The organism is Methylobacterium sp. FW102-HT35C08 (genome assembly GCF_058790235.1).
In genome coordinates, this window is the sequence record NZ_JBYTCL010000002.1 from 6,221,529 (window position 1) to 6,247,017 (window position 25,489).

Here is a 25,489-nt window from a genome sequence, read left to right on the forward strand (position 1 = left end):
GCCGCGCCCTCAGACCAGCCGGCTCTGCTCGATCGCCGCGCCGACGAAGCCCTTGAACAGCGGGTGCGGCTCGAACGGACGCGACTTCAGCTCCGGATGGAACTGGACGCCGATGAACCACGGGTGCCCGACATGCTCGACCGTCTCGGGCAGGAGCCCGTCCGGCGAGACGCCCGAGAAGCGCAGGCCCTTGGCCTCCAGCCGCTCGCGATAGGCCATGTTGACCTCGTAGCGGTGGCGGTGCCGCTCGGAGATCTGCTCGGACCCGTAGATCTGGGCGATCTTGGAGGTCGGATCGAGCTTCGCCTCGTAGGCGCCGAGCCGCATGGTGCCGCCGAGGTCGCCGGCCGCGGCCCGCCGCTCCAACTCGTTGCCGCGCAGCCACTCGGTCAGCAGGCCGACCACCGGCTCCGAGGTCTCGCCGAACTCGGTCGAGTTCGCCTCGGGCATCCCGGCCAGAGAGCGGGCGGCCTCGATCACCGCCATCTGCATGCCGAAGCAGATGCCGAGATAGGGGATGCGCTTCTCGCGGGCGTAGCGGGCCGCCCGGATCTTGCCCTCGGCGCCGCGCTGGCCGAACCCGCCCGGCACGAGGATCCCGTTGAGACCTTCCAGGAACGGCGCCGGGTCCTCGCGCTCGAACACCTCCGCCTCGATCCACTCGAGGTTGACCTTCACCCGGTGGCTGATGCCGCCATGGGTCAGCGCCTCGGTGAGCGACTTGTAGGCGTCCTTCAGCCCCGTGTACTTGCCGACGATGGCGATCGAGACCTCGCCCTCGGGGTTGCGCACCCGCTCGGCGATGGTGCGCCAGCGGCCGAGATCCGGCTCCTCGCCGTGCTCCAGGCCGAAATGGCCGAGCACTTCCCGGTCGAGGCCGGCGGTCCGGTAGGAGAGCGGCACCTCGTAGATCGACGCCACGTCCCGCGCCTCGATCACAGCGGTCTCGCGGACATTGCAGAACAGCGCCAGCTTGCGCCGCTCGTCGACCGGGATGTCCCGGTCGCAGCGACAGAGCAGGATGTCGGGCTGGATGCCGATGGAGCGCAGCTCCTTCACGGAGTGCTGCGTCGGCTTGGTCTTCAGCTCGCCCGCGGACGGGATGTAGGGCAGCAGCGTCAGGTGCACGTAGCAGCAGGTGCCGCGGGGCAATTCCTGGCCGAGCTGGCGGATCGCCTCGAAGAACGGCAACCCCTCGATGTCGCCGACCGTCCCGCCGATCTCGACCAGGACGAAGTCGAAGCTGTCGTTGCCGTCGAGGACGAAGTCCTTGATTGCGTTGGTGACGTGCGGGATCACCTGGATGGTGGCGCCGAGATAGTCGCCCCGCCGCTCCTTGGCGATGATGTCCTGGTAGATCCGGCCCGTGGTGATGTTGTCGGCCCGGCTCGCCGGAACGCCGGTGAAGCGCTCGTAATGGCCGAGGTCGAGGTCGGTCTCGGCGCCATCGTCGGTGACGAACACCTCGCCGTGCTGGGTCGGGCTCATCGTGCCCGGATCGACGTTCAGATAGGGGTCGAGCTTGCGCATCCGGACCCGGTAGCCGCGGGCCTGAAGCACCGCCGCCAGGGCCGCCGAAGCGAGACCCTTACCGAGGGAGGAAACCACGCCGCCGGTGATAAAAACGTACCGCGTCATGGGCCTCGGTCCATAAAGAAGGTGCTGGCGTTTGCCAAACGGCGAATGCCCCGGCCCGTGTATGGACTGGGGATCGCGCCACGCATGGGACGGATCGGCATGGCGCCGATCCAGCGGGAAGGAGTGAGACGCTGCGCCGCTCCCGGCGCACGCCGTCAGCGCGACTGCGGCGCGTCCGGAACCGCCGGCTGCGCCGGGGTGGCCGGCTGGGCCGGGGCCGTCGCGGGGACCCGGTCCTGCTGCTGGCGGAGCGTGTCGAGCAGGTTGTCGGCGCCGGTCGGCTGCTTGGCGGGCTGGCCGGAGGTCTGCGGCGCACCGGTGTCGAGGATCGACTTCGGCGCCGCAGAGCGATGCGACAGGATCGCGAGCATCAGGCTGGTGGCGAAGAACAGGGCCGCCAGGATCGCGGTGGCGCGGGTCAGGGCGTTGGCCTGGCCCCGGCCGGTCATGAAGCCCGCGACACCGCCGCTGCCGCCACCGCCGAGCCCGAGGCCGCCCTCGGAGCGCTGGAGCAGCACGACGCCGATCAGTGCGAGCACGATGATGAGGTGGACGACGATCAGGACGGTCTGCATCGGGATTCCGAAAACGTCTTCAGGCTCGCGCGGGGCGGCCGGTCGCGGGGACCGGCGAAAGCGCGCGACGGCCGGTGCTCCGGGCAACGGCCGCAAATCTGCGCCGGCCATACACCACTCGCGGTCCGGCGCCAACTTTATGATCCAGTCGCACGTGTCGCCCGCGGGCCTCGCGCGCGGCGGCGAGCTGTGCTCTGTCTCGGATCGTAGGACGGCGCACCCAATCCGCCGCCCCATCCGGGAAGGAAGCCATGCCGATCTCACGCCGCGCAGCGCTGGCCGCTGCCCTCGCCACGCCTGTCCTGCTGCGGACGCGTCCCGGCACGGCCGCCGGTTCGGACGCCGCCGCCGTGGAGGAGGCGGTGGACGCCCTGACCAAGGCCCTGCTCGCCGGCGACGGGCCGGCCCTGGAAGCCCTGACCCTCGACGGGCTGAGCTACGGCCATTCGAGCGGGCTGGTCCAGGACAAGGCGGCCTTCATCGAGCCGCTCGCGACCAAGCGCGCCTCCTTTCCGAGCATCACCCTGTCCGACCGGTCGGTCTCGATCGTCGGTGACGATGCCATCGCGCGCCACGTCTTCAGCGGCGAGTCCACCGCGAACGGCAAGACCTCCCCGGTGCATATCGGTGTGATGCAGGTCTGGCGCCGGGATGGCGGGCGCTGGCGGCTGATGGCCCGTCAGGCATTCAAGATCTGACGGCGCCTCGGTTCGACCGTCATCCCGAACGGAGCCGGGCGTTTCAGCGGCGCCCCGTCATCCCGGGGCCGCGCAGCGGAGCCCGGGATCCAGAACCGCCGGCGCGCCGAGAACGTGCACCGACAGCGAGACTGGATTTCGGGCTCGCCTTCGGCGACCCGGAATGACGGCGCGGATTAACAATCGATCGGAAGATGAATCTGTAACGCACGCCGCATCTTGCTTCATGATCGCGGCGCGCAGGCGCGCTCACGAATAGGCGGCGCAAATCCCCAGGAAATCCTCGGCCACGAGGCTCGCACCGCCGACCAGGGCGCCGTCGACGTTGTCGACGGACAGGAGTTCCTTCGCGTTCCCGGGCTTCACCGAGCCGCCGTAGAGGATGCGGATCTTCTGCGCTTCGTCGCCGACGAGCTTGTCGAGCATCTCCCGGAGCGACGCGTGGACCTCGGCGATGTCGCGCGGCGTCGGGGTGCGGCCGGAGCCGATCGCCCAGACCGGCTCGTAGGCGATCACCGTGTCGGCCGCGGTCGCACCCTTCGGCAGGCCGATGGCGAGCTGGGCGCGGACGATGTCGAGGGCGCGGCCCTGCTCGCGCTCCTCGATGGTCTCGCCGACGCAGATGATGCCGCACAGGCCGGCGCGGCGCGCGCCCAGCGCCTTCGCGTGGACGCCGTCATCGGTCTCGTGGTGGTAGGCCCGCCGCTCGGAATGGCCGACGATCACGTACTTGGCGCCGAGATCGGCGAGCATCTCGGCCGAAATCGAGCCCGTGAAGGCGCCGCTCGGGCGGGCGTGCAGGTTCTGGCCGCCGATGGCGATCGGGGAGCCGGCGGCGGCCGCCACGCAGGAGCCGATCAGGGTCGCGGGCGGGCAGATCAGCACGTCGATGCGGGCGGCGAGGTCCGGCGAGAGGCGCTCGCGAATCGCCTCGACCACTTGGATCGACGCCCGCGTGCCGTTCATCTTCCAATTGCCGGCGACCAGCGGCCTGCGCCCCGACTGCGTCATTCCCGCCCTCTTTCCGCCGCGGCTGTTCCGAAGTTGTCGCGGCCTACCAGAGCGAGCTTGAGCGCGCAAACGGAGTGCGGCGCCCGAGCCTTTGCCTGTGCACGCGAATGGTCTATCGCGGTCGGCTCTCAGGGAGAGTGCCGGTCCGGCGACGGATCGGCCGCTGAAGGTATTCGATCACAGACCATGCTTCAGGGCATCCGCAACGCGAGCCAGCACTGGCTCGGCAAGATCGTCTTGACGGTCGTCTTCACGCTGCTGATCGCCGGCGTCGGCATCTACGGCGTCGAGGAGTTCTTCCGGGGCGGCGCCAGCAACAACGTGGCGACCGTCGGCAGCACGCCGATCACCGCCGAGCAGGTGCGGTCGGCCTATCAGAATCAGATGCAGCGCTATCAGGCGCAGCTGAAGCGCGCGCTCACCCCCGACCAGGCGCGGATGCTCGGCCTCGACCGGCAGGTGATGTCGCAGCTGATCACCGAGGCTGCCCTCGATCAGAAGACCCATGATCTGGGCCTCGCCGTGCCGGATTCCTCGGTGATCAAGGCGATCCACGACGAGAAGAGCTTTCAGAACCAGCAGGGCCAGTTCGAGCCGCAGCTGTTCTACCAGACCCTGCAGCGCGCCGGCCTGAACGAGGGCATGTTCGTGCGCGAACAGCGCTCGGTGATCGCGCGGCTCCAGCTCGCCGAGGCGGTGTCGTCCGACCTGCACGTGCCGGTGGCCCTGCGTGAAGCGGTCCACCGCTACACGACCGAGCGCCGCGCGGCGTCCTACCTGATGCTGACGCCCTCGACGGCGGGCCAGATCCCAGATCCGACCGACGAGGAGCTGAAGACCTGGTACGAGGCCAACAAGTCCGGCTTCCGCGCCCCCGAATTCCGGTCCGCCAATCTCCTGGTGGTCGATCCGGAAGCGATGGCCAAGCCCGAGGCGATCACCGACGCCGATGCCCGCGCCGCCTACGGGCTGAACAAGGATCGCTACGGCAGCCCGGAGAAGCGCACGATCCAGCAGATCGTGTTCCCCGACAGCGCCGCCGCCGAGGCCGCCCGCAAGGCGATTGAGGACGGCTCCAAGACCTTCGAGGCGGTCGCGACGGAGCGGGGCACCGACGAGAAGGATCTGACCCTCGGCACGCTCACCAAGAGCGAGCTGTTCGACAAGGCGGTGGGCGATGCCGCCTTTGCGCTGCCGGAGGGCGGCGTGAGCCAGCCGGTCCAGGGCCGCTTCGGGACGGTGCTCCTGCGTGTGACCAAGATCGAGCCGGGGACCGTGAAGCCGTTCGAGCAGGTCGAAGGCGAGATCCGCAAGGGCCTCGCCCTGGCCCGCGCCCGCGACGCGATGGAGACGACCCGCGACGCCATTGAGGATCAGCGCGCCGGCGCCAAGCCGCTCACCGACATCGCGGCCGAGCGCGGGCTCAAGCTCGTGTCCGTGAAGGCTGTCGATCCCAACGGCAAGGATCCGGAGGGCCGGAAGGTCGGCGACATCCCCGATCCCGACACGACCCTCCCGGCCTTGTTCCGCGCCGAAATCGGCGGCGACAACGAGCCCCTGCGCACCAAGGCCGGCGGCTATGTCTGGTACGACGTCACCAACATCGACCCCGCCCACGACAAGCCGCTCGATCAGGTCAAGGACGGCGTGAAGGCCGGCTGGACCACCGCCGAGATCGCCAAGCGCCTGCAGGCCAAGGGGCGCGAGCTGACGGAGAAGCTCAACAAGGGCGAGTCCTTGGAGGACGTCGCCAAGGACGTCGGCGTCAACCCGCAGGAGGTGCAGGATCTGGCCCGCAACCAGGCCAAGGACATGCTGACGACCGATGACGTCAACCTGATCTTCGCCACGCCCGTCGGCAAGGCCGGGACCGCGGCGGCGAACGATTCCCGGGCGGTCTTCAAGGTCACGGCCGCGACGATGCCGGCCTTCGTCGCCGACAGCCCGAGCGACCGGACGATCACGCAGAACTTCCAGGCCGCGCTCGCCGACGATGTGCTGTCCCAGTACATCGCCGAGGTCCAGAAGAACGCGGGCGTGAAGATCGATGCGCCGGCCCTGCGCCGCGCGATCGGCGGCGAGTATTGAGGCATGGCCGAGGCTCCCGATTACGCTGCCTTCGCTGAACGCTACGAGGCCGGCCAGCCGAGCTTCGTCGCGCTGAGCCTCGTGGCCGATCTGGAGACGCCGGTGGCGGCGTTCCTGAAGCTGCGTGCCCGGCACGCGGGATCGGCCTTCCTGCTCGAATCGGTCGAGGGCGGCGCCGTCCGCGGGCGCTACTCGATGATCGGCCTCGATCCGGACCTCGTCTGGCGTTGCCGGGACGGCGCCGCCGCCATCGCGCGCGGTGCCGATCTGACGCGCTTCGAGCCCGACGACCGGGCGCCGCTCGCGAGCCTGCGGGCCCTGATCGCCGAGAGCGCGATCGGCGCGTCGGAGGGCGAGGATCTGCCGCCGATGGCCGCCGGCCTGTTCGGCTATCTCGGCTACGACATGGTCCGCGCCATGGAGCGGCTGCCGGAGCCCAACCCCGATCCCCTCGGGGTGCCGGACGCGATCCTGATCCGGCCCCGGGTGATGGTGGTCTTCGATTCGATCCGCGACCTCATCACCGTGGTCTCGCCGGTGCGGCCCTCAGGGGGCGTTGCGGCCCGGGCGGCCTACGAGGACGCGCTCCAGCGCCTCGACCGGGTGGCGGCCGCGCTTGAGGGGCCGCTCCCGATCGAGGCGCGGATCGACCTCTCCGCGGTGGCCCATCCGGAGCCGGTCTCGAACACGTCGCCCGACGAGTTCTTCGCCATGGTGGCGCGGGCCAAGGAGTACATCGTCGCCGGGGACGTGTTCCAGGTGGTGCTGTCCCAGCGCTTCTCGGCGCCGTTCACGCTCCCGGCCTTCAGCCTGTACCGATCGCTCCGCCGCACCAACCCGGCGCCGTTCCTCTGCTACCTCGACTTCGAGGCTTTCCAGATCGTCTGCTCCTCGCCGGAAATCCTCGTGCGGGTGCGCGAGGGCACCGTCACGGTCCGGCCGATCGCCGGGACGCGCCGCCGCGGCGCCACGCCGGCCGAGGACGCGGCTCTGGCCGAGGAACTCCTCGCCGACCCGAAGGAGCGGGCCGAGCACCTGATGCTGCTCGACCTCGGGCGCAACGATGCCGGGCGCGTCTCGCGGATCGGCAGCGTGCGCGTGACCGACTCGTTCTTCATCGAGCGCTACAGCCAGGTCATGCACATCGTGTCGAACGTCGAGGGCGATCTCGACCCGCGTCACGACCCGCTCGACGCCCTGGCGGCGGGCTTCCCGGCCGGCACGGTCTCGGGTGCGCCGAAAGTGCGCGCCATGGAGATCATCGACGAGCTCGAGCGCGAGAAGCGCGGACCCTATGCCGGGTGCATCGGCTATTTCGGCGCGCGCGGCGAGATGGACACCTGCATCGTCCTGCGCACCGCCGTGGTGAAGGACGGGCGGATGCACGTCCAGGCCGGCGCCGGGATCGTCTACGATTCCGATCCCGCCTCCGAGCAGCAGGAATGCGTCAACAAGGCCAAGGCCCTGTTCCGGGCCGCCGAGGAGGCGGTGCGGTTCGCCGCACAGGCGAAGCGGGGTCAGTAGCGGGCTCCGCTCCGGACTGTCCAGAACGCGCCCTCATCCTGAGCTGCCAAAGCGCTGCGGAGGTCTCCGGACAGCGCCGCGATCCCTGGATCCCGCCTTCAACGCCCGCCGGCGCGAGCACCTCAAGATGAGGTCTTCGGATCGGAGGGGCGCGCCGTGCGCCGTGCACGGTTGACCCCATCGTCCCGAGCGGTCACATCGCCTGCATGCCCGAGCGTGCCGCCGCGATGTCCAACGTCCTCGTCATCGACAACTACGATTCCTTCACATGGAATCTGGTCCATCTGATCGGGCCGCTGTGCGGCGCGATCGATGTCGTGCGCAACGACGCGCTCACCGTCTCCGAGATCCGCGCCAAGGCGCCGGATGCGATCGTGCTCTCGCCCGGCCCGTGCACGCCGAACGAGGCGGGGATCTGCCTCGACGTGGTGCGGGACCTCTCCGAGGAGATCCCGATCTTCGGCGTCTGCCTCGGGCTCCAGGCGATCGGCCAGGCCTTCGGGGGCGACGTGGTGCGGGCGCCCCTGCCGCTGCACGGCAAGGTCTCGACCATCCGCCACGGCGCGCGCGGCCTGTTCCGCGGCCTCAACGACAGCTTCGAGGCGACGCGCTATCACTCCCTCGTGGTCGATCGCGCGAGCTGCCCGAACACGCTCCGGGTCACCGCCGAGGCGGACGGCCTGATCATGGGCCTGGAGCATGCCGAGCGCCCGCTCCACGGCGTCCAGTTCCATCCGGAGAGCATCCGCTCGCAGCACGGCACGGAGATCGTGAAGAACTTCCTGGATCTCGCCGCGGCCTGGAACGCGGCGCGTGACAGGACCCGCGCCGACGTGCATTGACGCCCGGAGGCCGGGGCGGCCCTCCGATAGAACCCATGGACAGCTTCAGACCCCATCTCGCGAAGGTCGCCGGGGGCCTCGCCCTCGACCGCGCCGAGGCGCGCGCGGCCTTCGACGACCTGCTGTCGGGCGAGGTGACGCCCGTTCAGGCCGGCGCGTTCCTCGCCGCCCTCAAGGTGCGCGGCGAGACCGTCGAGGAGATCGTTGGTGCGGCCGAGGCGATGCGCGCCCGCATGACCCGCGTCGCGGCGCCGGCGGACGCCATCGACGTGGTCGGGACCGGCGGCGACCATTCCGGGAGCGTGAACGTCTCGACCCTGGCGGCGATCCTGGTCGCGGCCTGCGGCGTGCCGGTCGCCAAGCACGGCAACCGCGCGGCGACGTCGCGCTCCGGCGCGGCCGACGTGCTGGCGGCCCTCGGCGTCCGGCTGGGGCTCGATGCCGAGAGTCAGGCGCGTTGCCTCGACGAGGCCGGGCTGTGCTTCCTGTTCGCGCAGGCCCACCACCCGGCCATGCGCCACGTGGCCGCCGTTCGCTCGGAGCTGCCGGTCCGCACGATCTTCAACCTTCTGGGACCGCTGAGCAATCCGGCCGGCGTCGCCTACCAGCTCTTCGGCGTCGCCCAGGAGGCGCTCGCCGAGCCGCTGACACGGGTTCTGGCCGAACTCGGCAGCCGCCGCGTCTGGACCGTCCACGGGTCCGACGGGCTCGACGAGATCACCGTCACCGGGCCGACGCGGGTCGTCGCCCTGGAGGACGGCCGGTTGACCCGCTTTACCATCGATCCCCGTGACCTCGGGCTGCTCCTGCGCGTGCCCGAGGAGCTGCGTGGCGGCGATCCGGCCGAAAATGCCCGGGCGCTCGAAGCCGTGCTGGCGGGGGCACGCAACGCCTACCGGGATATCGCGGTTCTCAATGCGGCGGCGGCACTCGTCGTCGCGGGTCGGGCGCCGACCCTGGCGGATGGACTCGCGCGGGCGCAGGATGCGGTCGATTCCGGGGCGGCCCGGGCGACTCTCGCCCGCCTCGTCCAAGCCTCGAACGACCGCTCCAATGGGCAGGAGGGCCGATGAGCTCGCTCACGCAAGAGGCGACCCACGAGACCGGCGCGGAGGCGCCGCCCGAGCGGCCGAACGTGCTGGCCCGCATCGAGGCCTACAAGCGCCGCGAGATCGCCGAAGCCAAGCTGCGCGTGCCGCTCGCCAAGCTCGAGCGCAAGGTCGCGCAGGCCGATCCGGTCCGCGGCTTCGCGGCGGCGATCCGCGCCCACCGCGCCGAGGGGCGCCCGGCACTCATCGCGGAGGTGAAGAAGGCCTCGCCGTCAAAAGGTCTGATCCGGGCCGATTTCGATCCCGCGACCCTGGCCGCCGCTTACGCGGCGGGTGGCGCCACCTGCCTGTCGGTCCTGACCGACGAGCCGTCGTTCCAGGGGCGGCCGGAATACCTGACGCAGGCGCGCGCGGCCTGCGGGCTGCCAGTCCTGCGCAAGGATTTCCTGTTCGAGCCCTACCAAGTCTACGAAGCCCGGGCCTGGGGCGCCGACTGCATCCTCGTCATCATGGCCTGTCTCGACGACGACGAGGCTGTCGCGCTCGTGGAGACGGCGCATCTCCTCGGGATGGATGTTCTGGTCGAGGTGCACGACGAGGCCGAGCTCACGCGGGCGGTCCCGCTCGGCACGGCGCTGATCGGCATCAACAACCGCAACCTCAAGACCTTCGAGGTTTCGTTCGAGACGGCGATCCGCCTCGCACCCGGCATCCCGGAGGACCGGATCGCGGTGGCGGAGAGCGGCATCGGCGGCCATGCCGACGTCGCGCGCCTTCAGGAGAACGGCCTCGGCGTCGTCCTGGTGGGCGAGAGCCTGATGCGTCAGGCCGACGTCACGCAGGCGACCCGGGCGCTGCTGTTCGGTGACGGCGCGGCCAAAGGCGCCGACACCAAGGGCGGCAAGGCTCGGAAGAAGGGCTGAGCGATGCAGCCGGGCACGACGCTCACCCATCTCGATACCAGTGGCGCGGCCAACATGGTCGACGTCACCGACAAGCCCGCCACCGATCGTACCGCCCGTGCCGAGGGCCTCATCGTGATGGAGCCCACGACCCTGGCGCTGATCCGCGAGGGCGACGCCAAGAAGGGCGACGTGATCGGCACCGCGCGGCTGGCCGGGATCATGGCGGCCAAGCGCACCCACGAGCTGATCCCGCTCTGCCACCCGCTGCTGTTGTCGAAGGTCCGGGTGGAGATCGAGCCCGACGACGCGCTGCCCGGCCTGCGCATCGCCGCCGAGGTCCGGGTCCAGGGCCCGACCGGCGTCGAGATGGAGGCCCTCACCGCCGTGTCGGTGGCGTGTCTCACCGTTTACGACATGGTGAAGGCCGTGGACCGCGGCATGCGGATCGAGGGCATCCGGCTCATTGCCAAGGATGGCGGCCGGTCGGGCGCCTACCGGGCCCCTGCCGTATGAGCGGCCTGATCCCGGTCGCCGAGGCACTTTCGCGGGTCCTGGCGAGTGTCACCGGCCCGGTAGAGGCCGAGACGGTACCCCTGGCTCAAGCCGCCGGCCGCACGCTCGCTGCCGACATCGTCGCGTCGCGGACCCAACCGCCGTTCCCCGCCTCCGCCATGGATGGCTACGCGGTGCGCAGCGCCGATGCCGATCGTGCCGAGGCCAGGCTGCGAGTGATCGGCGCCAGCGCGGCCGGTCACGGCTTCACCGGGCGCATCGGGCCGGGCGAAGCGGTGCGGATCTTCACCGGTGCGCCGGTGCCGGACGGCGCCGACGCGATCCTGATCCAGGAAGACGCGCGCGCCGAGGACGGAATTGTCCGTGTCCTCGAAGCGGTCGAGCCCGGCCGCTTCATCCGCCGTGCCGGCCTGGATTTCACCGCGGGCGATACCCTGCTGATCGCGGGTCACAGCCTCGATGCCCGCCGCCTGGCCCTGGCGGCCGCGGCCGGCCACCCGCGCCTGCCTGTCCGGCGCAGGCCCCGGGTCGCGATCCTGGCGACGGGAGACGAGTTGGTGGAAGCCGGCGCGACGCCGGCCTGGGACCAGATCGTCGCGTCGAACAGCCTCGCGCTTGCCGCCCTGGCGGCGGAGGCCGGTGCCGAGATCATCGATCTGGGCATCGCGGCGGACGATCACGGCGCCCTGGAGGATGCCTTGCGGCGCGCGCGCGCGGCGCGGGCCGACCTGCTGATCACGCTCGGCGGCGCCTCGGTCGGCGATCACGATCTCGTCCAGGCGGCGCTCACCCGGGAAGGGCTGGAACTCGGCTTCTGGCGCGTCGCGCTCCGGCCCGGCAAGCCGCTGATGCACGGCCGCCTCGGCGAGATGCTGGTGATCGGGCTACCCGGCAATCCGGTCTCGTCCATCGTCTGCGGCCTGCTGTTCGTGGTCCCGGCGATCCGCGCGCTCCAGGGCGATCCGCAAGCCGGGGCCGATCGCAGCGAGCCGGCGACGCTCGGCCGCGATCTCCCAGCCAATGACGGCCGCGCCGATTACATGCGGGCGAGCCTCGCTCTCGAGCCGGGCCGGCTGCCCGTGGCGACGCCCGAGCAGCGTCAGGATTCCTCGATGCTGGCGGTGCTCGGCCGCTCCGAGGCGCTGCTGATCCGTGCGCCTCACGAGCCGTCCGCCAAGGCCGGCGATCCGTGCCGGATCATCCGGCTCGACCGCCGCCTGCTCTGACGCTCAGCGCGCGACTTCCCAGACCTTTAGCGGACCGGGCACAGCCACAGGTGCGAGCCGGTCGGATTCCGCCGCACCGCGGGCGAGCCGCGTCGCGAAGGCGGGCTCAGCCTGGAGGTCGTCGGCCGGCCGCGTCGGGCAGGCGACGAGATAGCGGATCCGGAACGCCGTCAGCACGCGATCGAGGTCCGCCTCGGTGCCGCCCAGGCCCTCGATCGCCGCCGTGAGACCCGGGATGGCGCGGTGGTACGGAGCGGCCACAACGCTGTGCGGGGTGCGCAGCAGGATCGACGGTCCCAGGAAGATCGGCGCCAGGACCGTGCCCGGCGGCAGGGCGGCCAGCGGCCTCAGCGCCGCATCGCTCTGACACGCCGCGGCGCCGCCGGGATCGGGCGCCGTGCGCGAGGCCGGGAGCAGAACCTCACCCAGGAGCGCGGGCGCCATCCAGAGCGTGCTCACCATCCCGCCGCCGAGGAGCGCGAAGCTCCAGCGGCGCATGCCGGTTCCGGATTCTGCCACCTGCGTCAGGGCGCGGTCGAGCACGGCTCCCGCAACCAGCGGCACGAATCCGGAGGCGATGTAGAGGCCGCGGAACTGGAAAAATCCGAGGATCAGGCCGGGCCACAGGAACACGGCCGCCACCGACCAGGCGCGCCGCGCGCGGCCGCGCCACGCCATCCAGGCGGCGGTGAGGCTCGCGAGCGCCACGACCGGGTGGAAGACCAGTGCTTCCCACTGGCCTTGCGCGACGAGCTTCCGCATCGAGGCCATCTCGTTGACCGTCAGCAGCCAATGGTCGCGCACTAAGGGCGGCATGCCCGGGAACGGCCCACCCAGGCAGGCCGGAAACACCAAGGCGAAGCAGACGAGCAGGATCGCGCCGCACAGCGTCGCCAGGGTCACGCGCTTGGCCATCGTGGCGAGGCGGTCGCCGACCCAATTGGCTGCAAGGACGAAGATCAGGCCGGCCGACGCGAGGAAGAGCCAGGGTGGCGAGAGCGCGTCGCATCGCAGGACGGCCCACAGGTCGGGTGAGGTCTGGGCGGTGAACAGGAGCGGTGCCGCCGCCCCGAGCCCGAAGCCGAACCCGGACAACGTCGGCCGCGCGGGCCGGCCGCGCAGGCACCAGTCGCCGACCAGATACAGGGCCGCCATCGCGACGGTGGGCAGGCCCTCCAGCCCGATCGCCAGCGACAGAGCAGCCAAAACGCCGCCGATCAGCCCGCACCGGAAGCCGCCGCGGATCATGCAAGCGGCCAAGCCGAGCAGCGCGATCATCTGGACGTTGTGGTGATCGACACGTCCCGGTTGAAACTGGATCGTGACTCCGAATGTCTGGGTCGCGACAATGACCGCCAGAAGGGCCGCCCTTTCGCCGAAGCTGTGCCGGACGCAGCGGTAGAGCACCCAGCCATACAGCCCGAACAGCAGCAACGGCCACAGCGCGGCCGTCAGGCCTTCGGCCAGTGCCGGACCCGCCAGCGGCGTCAGTGCCAGGATCATTCCGGCGATCGGCGCATCCACGAGGCGCGACCAGTGGCTCGGCACGCCGTCCGGCGGCAGGAAGCGGTGCTGCACGGTGTCGTACCAGCCCTGGCCGGACACGAGATCACGGACCCCGACGAGGCGCATGGCATCGTCAGGGTCGGGCACGCGCAGGTGCCGGATCGTAGCCCAGATGGCCTCTGGCGTGCTCATCATCGCGACGCACAGTCCGACGACGATCCAGAGGGCGGTCCGGCTGTCGAGGCGGGGGAGCACCCGGGTGCTGGTCTGCGCTGAGGCGGTCACGATGGGTCACCCTGAGCGGGCGGCGGGTGCCTTGGCGCGCATCGTCGGTCAGGCGGACTTAACACGGCGTCAAGGATGACCGACTGTCTGCCGCGCTCACGGGCGCTAGACGGCGCGGCCGCAGACCCTATCGGTCGCCGCAACACCGATGGTCCTGCCAGCGATTCCTTAACCACGAAGACCCATGCTCTCGGCAGGTCGGCGCTTCGCGCGTCGTGCGACCCACGAACCGCCGGAGCAGGGGATGAGCCACCACACCGAGACGCTGGTGATCGGCGCTGGGCCCGCGGGCCTCACCGCCGCCTACCTGCTGTCGAAGCAGGGTCGGTCCGTCACTGTCCTGGAGCGGGATCCCGCTCAGGTGGGCGGGATCTCGCGCACGGTCTCGTACAACGGCTACCTGTTCGATATCGGTGGCCATCGGTTCTTCTCGAAGTCGCAGGCCGTGGTCGATCTCTGGGACGAGATCCTCCCCAATGACTTCATCGAGCGGCCGCGCCTGTCGCGGATCTACTATCGCGGCCGGTACTACGCCTACCCGTTGAAGGCCTTCGAGGCGCTCCGGAACCTCGGCCTGCTTACCAGCGCGGCCTGCGTCGCCTCGTACCTCTATGCCCGGCTGCGGCCGACGCAGGACCCGAAGACATTTCATGCCTGGGTCCGCAACCAGTTCGGCGAGCGCCTGTTCTCGATCTTCTTCAAGACCTACACCGAGAAGGTCTGGGGCATGTCGTGCGACGCGATCTCGGCCGATTGGGCCGCGCAGCGCATCAAGGGCCTCGATCTCGGCGCGGCGATCCGCGACGGGCTCAAGCGCTCGCTCGGCCTGCGCAAGCCGGTCAAGACCGGCGGTCCCGTCATCAAGACGCTGATCGAGTCGTTCCGCTATCCCCGCCGCGGACCCGGCATGATGTGGGAGGCGGCCGCCGCCAAGATCGAGGCTCAGGGCGGGAAGCTCCACCTCGATCGCAGCGTCGATTCCCTCAGCTACGATGCCGGCACCGGCATCTGGACAGTGGCGGCCCGTCGCGCCGACGGCAGCCGCGAGACCTTCACGGCCCGGCACGTGATCTCCTCCGCGCCGGTGCGGGAGCTGGTCGACGCGATCCGGCCTCGGCCGCTGAGCACCTTCAACGCCCGGGCGCTGAAGTACCGCGACTTCCTCACCGTGGCGCTGATCGCCAAGTCGCAGAAGAACTTCCCCGACAACTGGATCTACATCCACGATCCGTCGGTGAAGGTCGGCCGCGTCCAGAACTTCCGCTCGTGGTCGCCCGAGATGGTGCCGGACGCGGACCATACCTGCCTCGGCCTGGAGTATTTCTGCTTCGAGGGCGACGGCCTCTGGAGCGCGGACGATTCCGAGCTGGTCGCGCTCGCCAAGCGCGAGATCGGTCAGATCGGCCTGATCGACCCGGCCGACGTCGTCGATGCCTGCGTTGTCCGCCAGCCCAAGGCCTACCCGGTCTACGACGAGGATTATGCGGCCCACGTCGCCACCGTGCGGCGGGAGCTGGAGCGGGATTTCCCGAGCCTGCACCTCGTCGGCCGCAACGGCATGCACAAGTACAACAACCAGGACCACGCGATGATGACCGCGATGCTGACCGTGGAGAACATCCTCTGCGGTCGGCGCCGGCACGATGTCTGGCGGGTCAACGAGGACGCCGAGTACACCGAGGCGGGCGTCTCCGGAGCCGATGCCGCGCTGGGCAGCGAGCGCCTCGTTCCGCGCAAGGTTGCCTGAAGCCGGTTCTGCTCGACCGGCTCGGCTCCACCGAGGCGCCATCCGGAAACCCTGTGGCAGGCGACAGGGCTTGGGCCGCGTCACCGCTGCGGCTTGCCGGCCCCTGCCGCGCCTCTATCGTTGCCTCTCGGCGACGCCCTGGTTCAAGGGCCGCCGGGAGGAATTCATCGATGCGATCTCTGCTTCTCGCTGCGCTCTTCGCGGGCGTGGCCATGCCGGCGGCGGTGCTGCCCGCCCTGGCGCAGGGCGCCGCCCCTGCCGAGACCAAGGCCAAGACCGACGATCTGGAGAAGCTCCAGGGCTTCCATAGCACCAACACCCAGGCCGCCGCCGAGGTCCCGCAGACCGGGCGGCGGGCCGACGCGATCCGCAAGAACCTGTCGAAGATCAAGCTGCCCGACGGCTTCAAGATCGATCTCTACGCCGTCGTTCCGGATGCCCGCTCCATCGCGGTCGGCCCCAACGCCGGTGTGCTGTTCGTCGGCACGCGCAAGAGCAAGATCTACACGGTGACCGACCGCGACAAGGATCGCGTCGCCGACGAGGTCCGTCCCTTCGCGCCGGGCATCGAGTTCAAGATCCCGAACGGCGTCTGCTTCTCGAAGGACGGCGTCCTCACCGTCGTGGAGCAGAATCGGGTGCTGGCCTTCCCGGCCGCCGAGTTCTTCTACGAGAACCCGGACGTCGCCGCCGGCGTGCTGGTCAAGCAGGGCGAGCTGATCCCGGCCGCCGAGGAGAGCTTCAACCACACCGCCCGGGTCTGCCGGGTCGGGGCGGACGGCAAGACCTACATCGCGCTCGGCCAGCCCTACAACGTGCCGCCCGCCGAGAAGATGGACCTCTACAAGAAGACCGGCATCGGCGGCATCATCCGCATCGACGCCGATGGCAAGAACCGCGAGGTCTACGCCACGGGCATCCGCAACTCGGTCGGGATGGACTTCAATACCGACAAGACGCTCTGGTTCACCGACAACCAGGTCGACGGCATGGGTGACGACAAGCCGCCGGGTGAGCTGAACCACGCCATCAAGGCGGGCGAGACCTTCGGCTTCCCGTGGTTCGGCGGCGGCGCCGTTCGCACGGTCGAGTACAAGGACCAGGCCCCGCCGGCCGACGCGGTCGCGCCGATGGCCGAACTGCCGCCCCACGCGGCCGATCTCGGCATGACCTTCTACAACGGCAAGCAGTTCCCGGCCGCGTACAAGGGCGGGATCTTCATCGCCGAGCACGGCTCGTGGAACCGCACCGAGCCGGTGGGCGCCCGGGTCATGTTCGCCAAGCTCGGCGCCGACGGCAAGGTCGAGTCGGTCAAGCCGTTCGCGGAGGGCTGGCTTACCGGCGACGGCGAGTATCTCGGGCGCCCGGTAGACGTCGCGGTGATGCTCGACGGGTCGCTGCTGGTCTCGGACGATTCCGCCGGGGCGATCTACCGGATCTCGTACGAGAAGTAAGGGGGTCTTCCCTCTCCCTTGCGGGGAGGGATCGAGGGTGGGGGTGGTTCCGGTAAGGCGCTGCGGTGCCTCCCGCACCACCCCCACCTCCAACTCCTCCCCACAAGGGGGAGGAGAGTACCGTTGCGCAATCCGAGCCCGAAATGATCCGTCCGCTTCTCGTCCTGATTGCCACCCTCGTCCCGCTCGCGGCCCAGGCCGGCGATTCCGCCGCGGGCAGGAAGCGCGCGACCGCCTGCCAGACCTGCCACGGGATGGATGGGCTCTCGAAGCTGCCTGAGGCGCCGAACCTCGCCGGACAGGTCGAGCCGTACCTCGTCAAGCAACTCACCGACTACCGCGACGGCAAGCGGCAGAACGAGATCATGAACGTGGTGGCGAAGGATCTGTCGGACGCCGATATCGCGAATCTCGCAGCGTATTACTCGGGCATCCAGATCGATGTGCTACCGCCGGGGTAAGCGGCACCATCGTCATTGCGAGCGGAGCAAGGCAACCCAGGGCAGCGGGCCGTCGACGAGCGTCGCGCAGCTGGATTGTTTCGCTCCGCTCGCAACGACAGCGTGCTTCAATCGTCCATCTTCAGGGCGGCGATGAACGCCTCCTGCGGGATCTCGACGCGCCCGAACTGGCGCATCTTCTTCTTGCCTTCCTTCTGCTTGTCCAAGAGCTTGCGCTTGCGCGAGATGTCGCCGCCGTAGCACTTGGCGGTGACATCCTTGGACAGAGCCTTGATCGTCTCGCGGGCGATGATCTTGCCGCCGATCGCCGCCTGGACGGGGATCTGGAACAGGTGGCGGGGGATCAGGTCCTTCAGCTTCTCGCACATCGCCCGGCCGCGCGACTCGGCGCGGGTGCGGTGGACCAGCATCGAGAGGGCGTCCACCGGCTCGGCATTCACCAGGATCGACATCTTCACGAGGTCGCCCTCGCGGTAATCCGAGACGTGGTAGTCGAAGGAGGCGTAGCCCTTCGAGATTGACTTCAGCCGGTCGTAGAAATCGAACACGACCTCGTTCAGCGGCAGGTCGTAGACCACCATGGCGCGCTTGCCGACGTAGTTGAGGTCGATCTGGACGCCGCGGCGGTCCTGGCAGAGCTTGAGCACGCCGCCGAGATACTCGTCGGGCGTCAGGATCGTGGCGCGGATCCAGGGCTCCTCGATCGATTCGATCTTCATGATGTCCGGCATGTCGGCCGGGTTGTGCAGTTCCTTCACCTCGCCGTCGCGCATCTTGAGGCGGTAGACCACCGACGGCGCCGTGGAGATCAGGTCGAGGTTGAACTCGCGCTCCAGCCGCTCCTGGATGATCTCCAGATGCAGCAGTCCGAGGAAGCCGCAGCGGAAGCCGAAGCCCAGCGCCGCCGAGCTCTCCATTTCGTAGGAGAACGAGGCGTCGTTGAGCCGGAGCCGGCCCATGGCCGAGCGCAGGTTCTCGAACTCGGCCGCGTCCACCGGGAACAGGCCGCAGAAGACCACGGCCTGGACCTCTTTGAAGCCCGGCAGCATCTCGGTGGTCTGGCGCTTGTCCTCGGTGATGGTGTCGCCGACGCGGGTGTCGGCCACCTCCTTGATCGAGCCGGTGAAGAAGCCGACCTCGCCGGGACCCAGGGCATCGATATCGGCCATCTTCGGCCGGAACACGCCGATCCGGTCGACGCCGTAGACCGCGTCCGCGCCCATCATGCGGATGGTCATGCCCTTCTTGAGGGTGCCGTCGATGATCCGCACCAGCACCACGACGCCGAGATAGGCGTCGTACCAGCTGTCCACGAGAAGCGCCTTGAGCGGCGCGTCGCTTTTGCCCTTCGGCGGCGGGAGTCGCGTGACGATCGCCTCCAGCACGGCCTCGATGTTGAGCCCGGTCTTGGCCGAGATGGGCACGGCGTTGGAGGCGTCGAGGCCGATCACCTCCTCGATCTGCTCCTTGACCCGATCCGGCTCGGCGGCCGGCAGATCGACCTTGTTGAGGACCGGGACGATCTCGTGGTTGGCGTCGAGCGCCTGATAGACGTTGGCGAGCGTCTGCGCCTCCACGCCCTGGGAGGCGTCCACCACCAGCAGCGAGCCCTCGCAGGCGGCGAGCGAGCGCGAGACCTCGTAGGCGAAGTCCACGTGGCCGGGCGTGTCCATCAGGTTCAGGACGTAGTCCTTGCCGTCTGCAGCCTTGTACTCCAGGCGCACGGTCTGCGCCTTGATGGTGATGCCGCGTTCCTTCTCGATGTCCATCGAGTCGAGCATCTGCTCGCTCATGTCGCGCAGCGCGACGGTGCCGGTGGCCTGGATCAGCCGGTCGGCCAAGGTCGATTTGCCGTGGTCGATATGCGCGACGATCGAGAAGTTGCGGATGGTGTCGATCGGGGCTGTCATCGGCATTCCGTTGGGGCGCGCGCCGGCGCGCACCGTCTGACGTCGGGACGTGTTCAGATGGAGCGGCTCAAGCGCGAGATAGCAGCGCGGCGGGAAGGCGCCAAGCGCGGCCTGACCGCCGACCGGGACGCGCAGCCCGGTTGAAGGTCCCGCACCGACGTTCCGGGGCGGCTCGGCCGGCTCGGCGGCACGTCCGCGCTCGATTGCGGGGACGGAACTGACGGTCGGGTCAGACGAACAACGGGGGCCGGAACAGTCCGGCCCCCGGTTCAAGGACGTGTCAGGCGCTGACGAGCGAAGGGCCGCTCAGCGGCCGCGGTCGCGGATCAGGCGCTCGATCTCGGCCTCGCCGTGGGAGCGCGCCTTGGCCTCGGTCGGATGCTTCCGGTCCGAGCGCTGGTGCAGCTTGCCGTGCTTGCGGATGCTCCACTGGAACAACGAGCCGCTCTCGCCGACCGGCTCCACATCGAGGCTGAAGGGGTAGGTATCTGTCTGCGTCTCACTCATGCGCCCGATATGGGGCATCCGGCGACTTTTCGCCATGCCCCTTCTTGAAGTCCTTGCGCTCTCAGGCCTCAGTGCCGGTCGCGCGTGCCTGCGCGGCCATGGCAACCAGGCTCTTGCGCAGCATACCCATGTCGGTGACGCGCTCCGGGTACAGGGCTCGCGCGGTGCGATCGCCTGCCATCAGGTCCATGCCTTCGGGGTCCAGGCCGGTGAGTCGCCAGGGCAGGCCGGCGTCCGCACCCGATCCGGCGGCGTAGAGCGCCAGCGCGTCGGCGTGATCGGCATTCATGTGCTCCACGGCGCCGCGCTCGCCCGCCACGACTGCGTCCGCGCCGGCGAGATCGAGGAGCAGCTGGTCCCGCGTCAGCGTCGCCGCCTTGGCGAAGCCGCCGTTGAGGTGGCCGGCCGACGGATCGAGGGCGAAGAAGCCGAAATCTGGGAAGTCGGCGTAGAGCTTGGCCTTCGGGTGCCGGGCCAGGAACCGGTCCCGGACACGGGCGTCGGTGGTCTGGGCCGCGCGCCCGACCACGGTCAGCCGGGGATGGGCGAGGGCGTCGCCCTTTCCGCCCTGGGAGAACAGCAGCGAGCAGCGGGGATCCGCGAGCAGGTTGCGGGTATGTGCCGAGAGCCGCGACAGCAGCATCAGCGGCGTGCCGTCCGTGTCGGTGGCGATGGTGACCAGCGAGGCGAAGGGCGTGCCGTCCGGATCGAGCGTCGCGAGTGCACCGGAGCGGATGCTGCGCAGGAGGGTGCGCGACAGGCCGATCGCGTCGAACGGTGCGGCCTCGGCCGGGAGCGGCCGCGCCGGACTGCCCGGTCCAGATCCGGTCTCGATCGTCTCGCTCATTCGCGCACTCTCCCCCCGTTGCGAGCGCAGCCCGTGTCCGCCGCCACATTAGCGGCGCCCTTGACGGCGCGCGAGGCGGCGGGACCGCGTCAGATCGGCCGCGACCACCGACGTTACGGCCAAGCTATGACCGCCGCTCGCTTTTTCCGATCGGCCGTACTAAAGCACCTGTCCCTTTGCGCGAGCCGGGCTGTGCCAAAACCGGTCTGTCTCGCGTGTCCGCCTGCCCCTCGGGGGCCGGGACGTGGCGCGGCCTGTGCGTTGAGCCGGGACCGCGCCTGAGCCCGTTCAGTCAGGGACCGCGCATGCCGACCATCGCCCTCGTCGACGACGACCGGAACATCCTCACGTCGGTGTCGATCGCGCTTGAGACCGAAGGCTACCGCATCCAGACCTATACGGACGGCGCCTCCGCCCTGGACGGTCTGCGGCATTCGCCGCCCGATCTCGCGATCTTCGACATCAAGATGCCGCGCATGGACGGAATGGAGCTTCTCCGACGCCTGCGGCAGAAATCAGACCTTCCCGTGATCTTTTTGACCTCGAAGGATGAGGAGATCGACGAGCTGTTCGGCCTCAAGATGGGCGCCGACGACTTCATCCATAAGCCGTTCTCGCAGCGGCTGCTCGTGGAGCGGGTGAAGGCGGTCCTGCGCCGCTTCGCCAAGGAGGCCCCCGGCGCCACGCCGCGCGGGGCCGAGGAGGTCGCCGCCCGCTCGCTGGAGCGCGGGGCGCTGATGATGGATCCGGAGCGCCACACCTGCACGTGGAAGGGTGAGCCCGTCACCCTGACGGTGACGGAGTTCCTGATCCTCCAGGCCCTCGCGCAGCGTCCCGGCGTGGTGAAGAGCCGGAACGCCCTGATGGACGCGGCCTACGACGATCAGGTCTACGTCGACGACCGCACCATCGACAGCCACATCAAGCGGCTGCGCAAGAAGTTTAAGGTGACCGATCAGAGCTTCGACATGATCGAGACGCTCTACGGCGTCGGCTACCGGTTCAAGGAGGCGTGATCTTCAGGATCCGCCGCGTGTCCGCCCGCATACCCGCCCAGGCCGAGGATGCCCCGGCCCGTCCCTCGCTGGCCCAAGCCCTGTCCCGTCCGCTCGGTTGGCCCCGCGCCCTTTGGGACGCGGTCGGCCAGCGCGCCTCGTCGAGCCTGACGCGCCGCATCGTGGTCCTCAACCTCGTCGGGTTGATCGCGCTGCTCGTCGGGTTCCTCTACCTCAACCAGTTCCGCCAGGGCCTCATCCAGGCCCGGATCCAGAGTCTCGCCATCCAGGGTGAGATCATCGCGGGGGCGATCGCGGCTTCCGCGTCCGTCGATACCGACACGATCCGCATCGATCCCGACAAGCTGCTCCAGCAGCAGGCCGGGGAGGCGGTGGAAGAGGAATCGCAGCCGCTCGCCTTCTCGCTCAACCCCGAGAAGGTGGCGCCGCTCCTCTCGCGCCTCGTCACCCCCACCGGCAACCGCGCCCGGGTCTACGACCAGGAGGGCGGCCTCCTGTTCGACACCCGCACCCTGTTCAAGCGCGGCGATGCCGGGCGGCCGGATCCGCTCGAGCCCAAGCCGCACAAGCCGGGTATGCTCGAATCCGCCTTCGAGACGATCCAGACCAAGCTCGGTGGCCTGTTCCGCAGCCGCACCGAGCAGGCCGAGGAGACCGGTCCGGTCAACGGCCATTCGCTCCGCGAGGTCCAGGCCGCGCTCGGCGGCAACCGCGGCAGCCTCGTCCGGCGCAACAAGCTCGGTGAGACCACCGTTTCGGTGGCCGTGCCGATCCACCGGGCCGGCTCGGTCCGCGGCGCGCTACTCATCTCGACGCAGGGCGACGCCATCGACCGCGTCATCGCCTCGGAGCGCTTCGGCCTCCTGCAGGTCTTCCTGGTCGCCTCGGCCGTGATGGTGGTGCTGTCGTTCCTGCTCGCGGGCGCCATCGCGGGCCCGGTGCGGCGCCTCGCGGAGGCCGCCGAGAAGGTGCGCATGGGGATCAAGACCCGCGAGGAGATCCCGGACTTCACCGAGCGCACCGACGAGATCGGGCACCTGTCCGGGGCGCTCCGCGACATGACCCAGGCGCTGTACCGACGGATCGACGCGATCGAGAGCTTCGCGGCCGATGTCAGCCACGAGCTGAAGAACCCGCTCACCTCACTGCGCAGCGCGGTGGAGACCCTGCCGCTCGCCAAGACCGACGATTCGCGCGGGCGGCTGATGGCGATCATCCAGCACGACGTGAAGCGCCTCGACCGGCTGATCAGCGACATTGCCGACGCCTCGCGCCTCGATGCCGAGCTGGCCCGGGCGGAGGCGCGCCGGGTCGACCTGCGGCGGCTGCTCACCACGGTCGTGTCTGTGGCCAACGAGCGACGCCGGCCCAAGGACTGCCTCATCCAGCTCGACGTCGAGGCGACGGCATCGGACCTCGATGCGCCGTTCACAATCATCGGCCATGACAGCCGGCTGGGACAGGTCGTCAACAACCTCCTCGACAATGCGCGCTCGTTCTCGCCCTCGGACGCCAAGGTCCGCGTCGTGCTGCGGCGGGTCCGGGGCGAGGTCGAGCTGGTCTGCGAGGACGAGGGGCCGGGGATTCCGGAGCATGCGCTGGAGCGGATCTTCGAGCGCTTCTACACCGACCGTCCCGAGCAGGGTTTCGGCCAGAATTCGGGTCTGGGCCTGTCGATTTCGCGCCAGATCGTCCAGGCGCATCGCGGGACAATCCGCGCCGAGAACCGTCCCGGCGCACCCGACGAGGAGGGCGAGCCGACGATCCGCGGCGCGCGCTTCATCGTGCGCCTGCCGGCGGCGCCCCGCCAGCTTCACGCCTGATGATCGTTCTCCACGCCGCCTGCTGCACGCTCGGAGGCGCTGGGATCCTCGTCCGCGGCGAGTCCGGGTCCGGGAAGTCGAGCTTGGCGCTGCTGCTCGCGTCCGGCGAGGATGGAACCTTCGTGGCGGACGACCGGGTCGTATGCGCGGTCGAGGAGGGGCGGCTCGTGGCTCGGCCTCATCTCGCGCTGGCCGGCCGGGTCGAGGTGCGGGGGCAGGGTATCCTGGCGCTCGCCGATCTCGGCGTTGAGACAAGGGCCGAGACGGTCCTGCAACTCGCGGTCGATCTCGTCGCGGAGGTGCCGCGCCTTCCTGAACCGGCCGACGCCGCGATCGTCCTTGGGGTCAGTCTCCCGCGGGTCGTCCTGGACGCCGGCGTGCGTTGCGCGGGCCTCGCGCCGCTGATCATCCGTTCGGCGCTGCGAAAAGCACAGCCGTGACTTCGCAGCCGCACAGGTGCGCCGAGTCGCGCAACGGTGGTATGCCCCCATGGCGCGCACGCGGCAGCCATGGCATGATCACAGCAATGTCCGGGCAAAAAAGTCGCGTTCGCCTTGTGGGGGGCTGTGCGATGCACAACATGGCAGCACACACAGGACGTTGGAACACGTGTCGATGATTGGCATGGTGCTCGTCACTCACGGGCTGCTGGCGACCGAGTTCAAGGCCGCTCTGGAGCACGTGGTCGGCCCGCAGGATCAGATCGAAACGATCACGATCGGGCCGGAGGACGATATGGAGCTGCGACGACGGGACATCATGTCCGCGGTCTGTCGCGTCAATACCGGAGAGGGTGTGGTGGTGCTGACCGACATGTTCGGCGGCACGCCTTCCAATCTCGCGCTCTCCTGCATGAACGGCGGTTCGGTCGAGGTCGTCGCGGGGATCAACCTGCCGATGCTGATCAAGCTCGCCAGCGTCCGCGATGAGGAAAAGCTCGGCGACGCCGTGCTTCACGCCCAGGAAGCCGGACGCAAGTACATCAACGTCGCCTCGCGCGTTCTCGCCGGCAAGTAGCGCCGCTCACGTCTCCAGGATCGCCGCCTGGGGTGCGGATCGCCGCGAACCGACGGTGATTCCCACGGAGGCCGCGATGACGAGGCCGATCGCGAGCCATTGAACGGCACTGATTCGCTCACCCAGCAGCACGAGGCCGGCGCAGGCCGCGACGGCCGGCTCCAGGCTCATAAGCACGCCGAAGCTCTTCCGATCGAGGCGGCGAAGGGCCGTCATCTCCAGCGAGTAGGGCAGGGCGCTCGACATGATCGCCACCGCGAGACCTGAGAGCAGGATTCCGGGTGCGAGGAGGCTCGCCCCCGCCTCGGCCACCCCGAAAGGTGCCACCACGAGCGCGGCGGTGAACATGCCGAGCGAGACCGCTTGGCCGCCATCGACTCGGCCGGCGCGCTGGCCGAACAGGATGTAGAGCGCCCAGGCGAGCGCCGCCCCGAGATCCAGCGCGACTCCGACGGGGTCGAGCCCGTCGGTGGCGGCGATCGGCAGGAGCAGCATCAGCCCGAGGATTGCGAGGCCGATCCACAGGAAATCGGACCGGCGCCGCGACGCGATCAGCGCGACCGCCAGCGGCCCGGCGAACTCGATCGCCACAGCCGGCCCGAGGGGCAGCCGCGCCAGGGCGAGGTAGAACAGCAGGTTCATCAGCCCCAGGGCCGCGCCGTAGAGCGCGATCCAGCCCGCCTCCCGCGCCGGCAGGCTCCGTCGCCACGGCCGCCATACGGCAATCAGGATCAGTGCCGAGAAGCCGACCCGCAGCGCGGAGGTCCCGGCCGCACCGACGGCCGGGAACAGGCTCTTGGCGAAGGTCGCCCCGCACTGGAGCGAGACCATGCCGGTGACCAGGGCC

23 protein-coding genes are annotated in these 25,489 nt (G+C 69.6%); 15 read left to right on the top strand and 8 right to left on the bottom strand.

The window, feature by feature from the left end; all coding sequences use genetic code 11:
• Window positions 1-9 precede the first annotated feature (9 nt).
• Window positions 10-1,638 (bottom strand): CTP synthase, encoded by a 1,629-nt coding sequence (gene pyrG, locus AC3WSN_RS29800; RefSeq protein ID WP_192706773.1) that lies wholly within the window; start codon window positions 1,636-1,638, stop codon window positions 10-12.
• 155 nt (window positions 1,639-1,793) lie between these two features.
• Window positions 1,794-2,213 carry a preprotein translocase subunit SecG gene (gene secG / locus AC3WSN_RS29805; RefSeq protein ID WP_192706774.1) on the bottom strand — a complete coding sequence of 140 codons (420 nt, stop codon included), beginning with the start codon at window positions 2,211-2,213 and terminating at the stop codon, window positions 1,794-1,796.
• Between the two features lie 251 nt (window positions 2,214-2,464).
• Here secG and AC3WSN_RS29810 point away from each other — a divergent pair, with 251 nt between their 5' ends.
• The gene (locus tag AC3WSN_RS29810) at window positions 2,465-2,911 is read left to right on the top strand and encodes a nuclear transport factor 2 family protein (protein ID WP_492542878.1); all 447 of its coding nucleotides are present in this window, start codon (window positions 2,465-2,467) and stop codon (window positions 2,909-2,911) included.
• Window positions 2,912-3,160: 249 nt separating this feature from the next.
• Here the strand turns inward: AC3WSN_RS29810 and tpiA are convergent, their stop codons facing one another.
• The gene (gene tpiA / locus AC3WSN_RS29815; RefSeq protein WP_192706776.1) at window positions 3,161-3,922 is read right to left on the bottom strand and encodes a triose-phosphate isomerase; all 762 of its coding nucleotides are present in this window, start codon (window positions 3,920-3,922) and stop codon (window positions 3,161-3,163) included.
• A gap of 186 nt (window positions 3,923-4,108) precedes the next feature.
• Between tpiA and AC3WSN_RS29820 the strand changes: the two genes are divergently transcribed.
• The 7 genes from AC3WSN_RS29820 to AC3WSN_RS29850 all read left to right on the top strand — a co-directional run bounded on the left by AC3WSN_RS29820 (window position 4,109) and on the right by AC3WSN_RS29850 (window position 12,069).
• Window positions 4,109-6,010, top strand: a complete 1,902-nt coding sequence (locus AC3WSN_RS29820) for a peptidylprolyl isomerase (protein ID WP_192706777.1) — start codon at window positions 4,109-4,111, stop codon at window positions 6,008-6,010.
• 3 nt (window positions 6,011-6,013) lie between these two features.
• Window positions 6,014-7,534, top strand: a complete 1,521-nt coding sequence (gene trpE / locus AC3WSN_RS29825) for an anthranilate synthase component I (RefSeq protein WP_192706778.1) — start codon at window positions 6,014-6,016, stop codon at window positions 7,532-7,534.
• Window positions 7,535-7,761: 227 nt separating this feature from the next.
• Window positions 7,762-8,376, top strand: coding sequence for an anthranilate synthase component II (locus tag AC3WSN_RS29830; RefSeq protein WP_492542880.1), 615 nt, complete (start codon window positions 7,762-7,764; stop codon window positions 8,374-8,376).
• A gap of 35 nt (window positions 8,377-8,411) precedes the next feature.
• On the top strand, window positions 8,412-9,449 hold the full coding sequence (trpD, locus tag AC3WSN_RS29835) for an anthranilate phosphoribosyltransferase (protein ID WP_492542882.1): 1,038 nt from the start codon (window positions 8,412-8,414) through the stop codon (window positions 9,447-9,449).
• Window positions 9,446-10,348, top strand: coding sequence for an indole-3-glycerol phosphate synthase TrpC (gene trpC, locus AC3WSN_RS29840; protein WP_492542884.1), 903 nt, complete (start codon window positions 9,446-9,448; stop codon window positions 10,346-10,348). The genes trpD and trpC overlap by 4 nt, the downstream gene beginning before the upstream one ends.
• A gap of 3 nt (window positions 10,349-10,351) precedes the next feature.
• Window positions 10,352-10,843, top strand: coding sequence for a cyclic pyranopterin monophosphate synthase MoaC (gene moaC / locus AC3WSN_RS29845; protein WP_492542886.1), 492 nt, complete (start codon window positions 10,352-10,354; stop codon window positions 10,841-10,843).
• On the top strand, window positions 10,840-12,069 hold the full coding sequence (locus AC3WSN_RS29850; RefSeq protein WP_492542888.1) for a molybdopterin molybdotransferase MoeA: 1,230 nt from the start codon (window positions 10,840-10,842) through the stop codon (window positions 12,067-12,069). Before moaC ends, AC3WSN_RS29850 begins: the two co-directional genes overlap by 4 nt.
• Window positions 12,070-12,072: 3 nt before the next feature.
• Here the strand turns inward: AC3WSN_RS29850 and AC3WSN_RS29855 are convergent, their stop codons facing one another.
• A complete protein-coding gene (locus AC3WSN_RS29855; RefSeq protein ID WP_492542890.1) occupies window positions 12,073-13,860 on the bottom strand; it encodes a hypothetical protein in 1,788 nt (595 codons plus the stop codon).
• A 244-nt stretch (window positions 13,861-14,104) separates the two neighbouring features.
• Between AC3WSN_RS29855 and AC3WSN_RS29860 the strand changes: the two genes are divergently transcribed.
• From AC3WSN_RS29860 to AC3WSN_RS29870, 3 genes are all read left to right on the top strand, one after another.
• Window positions 14,105-15,607 (top strand): NAD(P)/FAD-dependent oxidoreductase, encoded by a 1,503-nt coding sequence (locus tag AC3WSN_RS29860; RefSeq protein ID WP_492542892.1) that lies wholly within the window; start codon window positions 14,105-14,107, stop codon window positions 15,605-15,607.
• 170 nt (window positions 15,608-15,777) lie between these two features.
• On the top strand, window positions 15,778-17,061 hold the full coding sequence (locus tag AC3WSN_RS29865; protein WP_492542894.1) for a PQQ-dependent sugar dehydrogenase: 1,284 nt from the start codon (window positions 15,778-15,780) through the stop codon (window positions 17,059-17,061).
• Between the two features lie 143 nt (window positions 17,062-17,204).
• The gene (locus AC3WSN_RS29870; RefSeq protein WP_492542896.1) at window positions 17,205-17,522 is read left to right on the top strand and encodes a c-type cytochrome; all 318 of its coding nucleotides are present in this window, start codon (window positions 17,205-17,207) and stop codon (window positions 17,520-17,522) included.
• A 107-nt stretch (window positions 17,523-17,629) separates the two neighbouring features.
• On the opposite strand, the gene lepA is transcribed toward AC3WSN_RS29870, so the two are convergent.
• From lepA to AC3WSN_RS29885, 3 genes are all read right to left on the bottom strand, one after another.
• Window positions 17,630-19,432, bottom strand: coding sequence for a translation elongation factor 4 (lepA, locus tag AC3WSN_RS29875; protein WP_492542898.1), 1,803 nt, complete (start codon window positions 19,430-19,432; stop codon window positions 17,630-17,632).
• A 306-nt stretch (window positions 19,433-19,738) separates the two neighbouring features.
• Window positions 19,739-19,975 carry a hypothetical protein gene (locus tag AC3WSN_RS29880; protein WP_373622302.1) on the bottom strand — a complete coding sequence of 79 codons (237 nt, stop codon included), beginning with the start codon at window positions 19,973-19,975 and terminating at the stop codon, window positions 19,739-19,741.
• 25 nt (window positions 19,976-20,000) lie between these two features.
• On the bottom strand, window positions 20,001-20,786 hold the full coding sequence (locus tag AC3WSN_RS29885) for a HugZ family pyridoxamine 5'-phosphate oxidase (RefSeq protein ID WP_492542900.1): 786 nt from the start codon (window positions 20,784-20,786) through the stop codon (window positions 20,001-20,003).
• A 305-nt stretch (window positions 20,787-21,091) separates the two neighbouring features.
• Between AC3WSN_RS29885 and AC3WSN_RS29890 the strand changes: the two genes are divergently transcribed.
• The 4 genes from AC3WSN_RS29890 (at window position 21,092) to AC3WSN_RS29905 (ending at window position 24,642) form a co-directional block, all read left to right on the top strand.
• The gene (locus AC3WSN_RS29890) at window positions 21,092-21,802 is read left to right on the top strand and encodes a response regulator transcription factor (protein ID WP_010682252.1); all 711 of its coding nucleotides are present in this window, start codon (window positions 21,092-21,094) and stop codon (window positions 21,800-21,802) included.
• 68 nt (window positions 21,803-21,870) lie between these two features.
• Window positions 21,871-23,625, top strand: coding sequence for a stimulus-sensing domain-containing protein (locus AC3WSN_RS29895; RefSeq protein ID WP_492543329.1), 1,755 nt, complete (start codon window positions 21,871-21,873; stop codon window positions 23,623-23,625).
• The gene (locus AC3WSN_RS29900; RefSeq protein ID WP_492542903.1) at window positions 23,625-24,065 is read left to right on the top strand and encodes an HPr kinase/phosphorylase; all 441 of its coding nucleotides are present in this window, start codon (window positions 23,625-23,627) and stop codon (window positions 24,063-24,065) included. The genes AC3WSN_RS29895 and AC3WSN_RS29900 overlap by 1 nt, the downstream gene beginning before the upstream one ends.
• Window positions 24,066-24,240: 175 nt before the next feature.
• The gene (locus tag AC3WSN_RS29905) at window positions 24,241-24,642 is read left to right on the top strand and encodes a PTS sugar transporter subunit IIA (protein WP_043351658.1); all 402 of its coding nucleotides are present in this window, start codon (window positions 24,241-24,243) and stop codon (window positions 24,640-24,642) included.
• A 6-nt stretch (window positions 24,643-24,648) separates the two neighbouring features.
• Here AC3WSN_RS29905 and AC3WSN_RS29910 read toward each other — a convergent pair whose 3' ends face one another.
• Window positions 24,649-25,473, bottom strand: a complete 825-nt coding sequence (locus tag AC3WSN_RS29910) for an EamA family transporter (RefSeq protein WP_492543332.1) — start codon at window positions 25,471-25,473, stop codon at window positions 24,649-24,651.
• Between the last annotated feature and the right edge of the window lie 16 nt (window positions 25,474-25,489).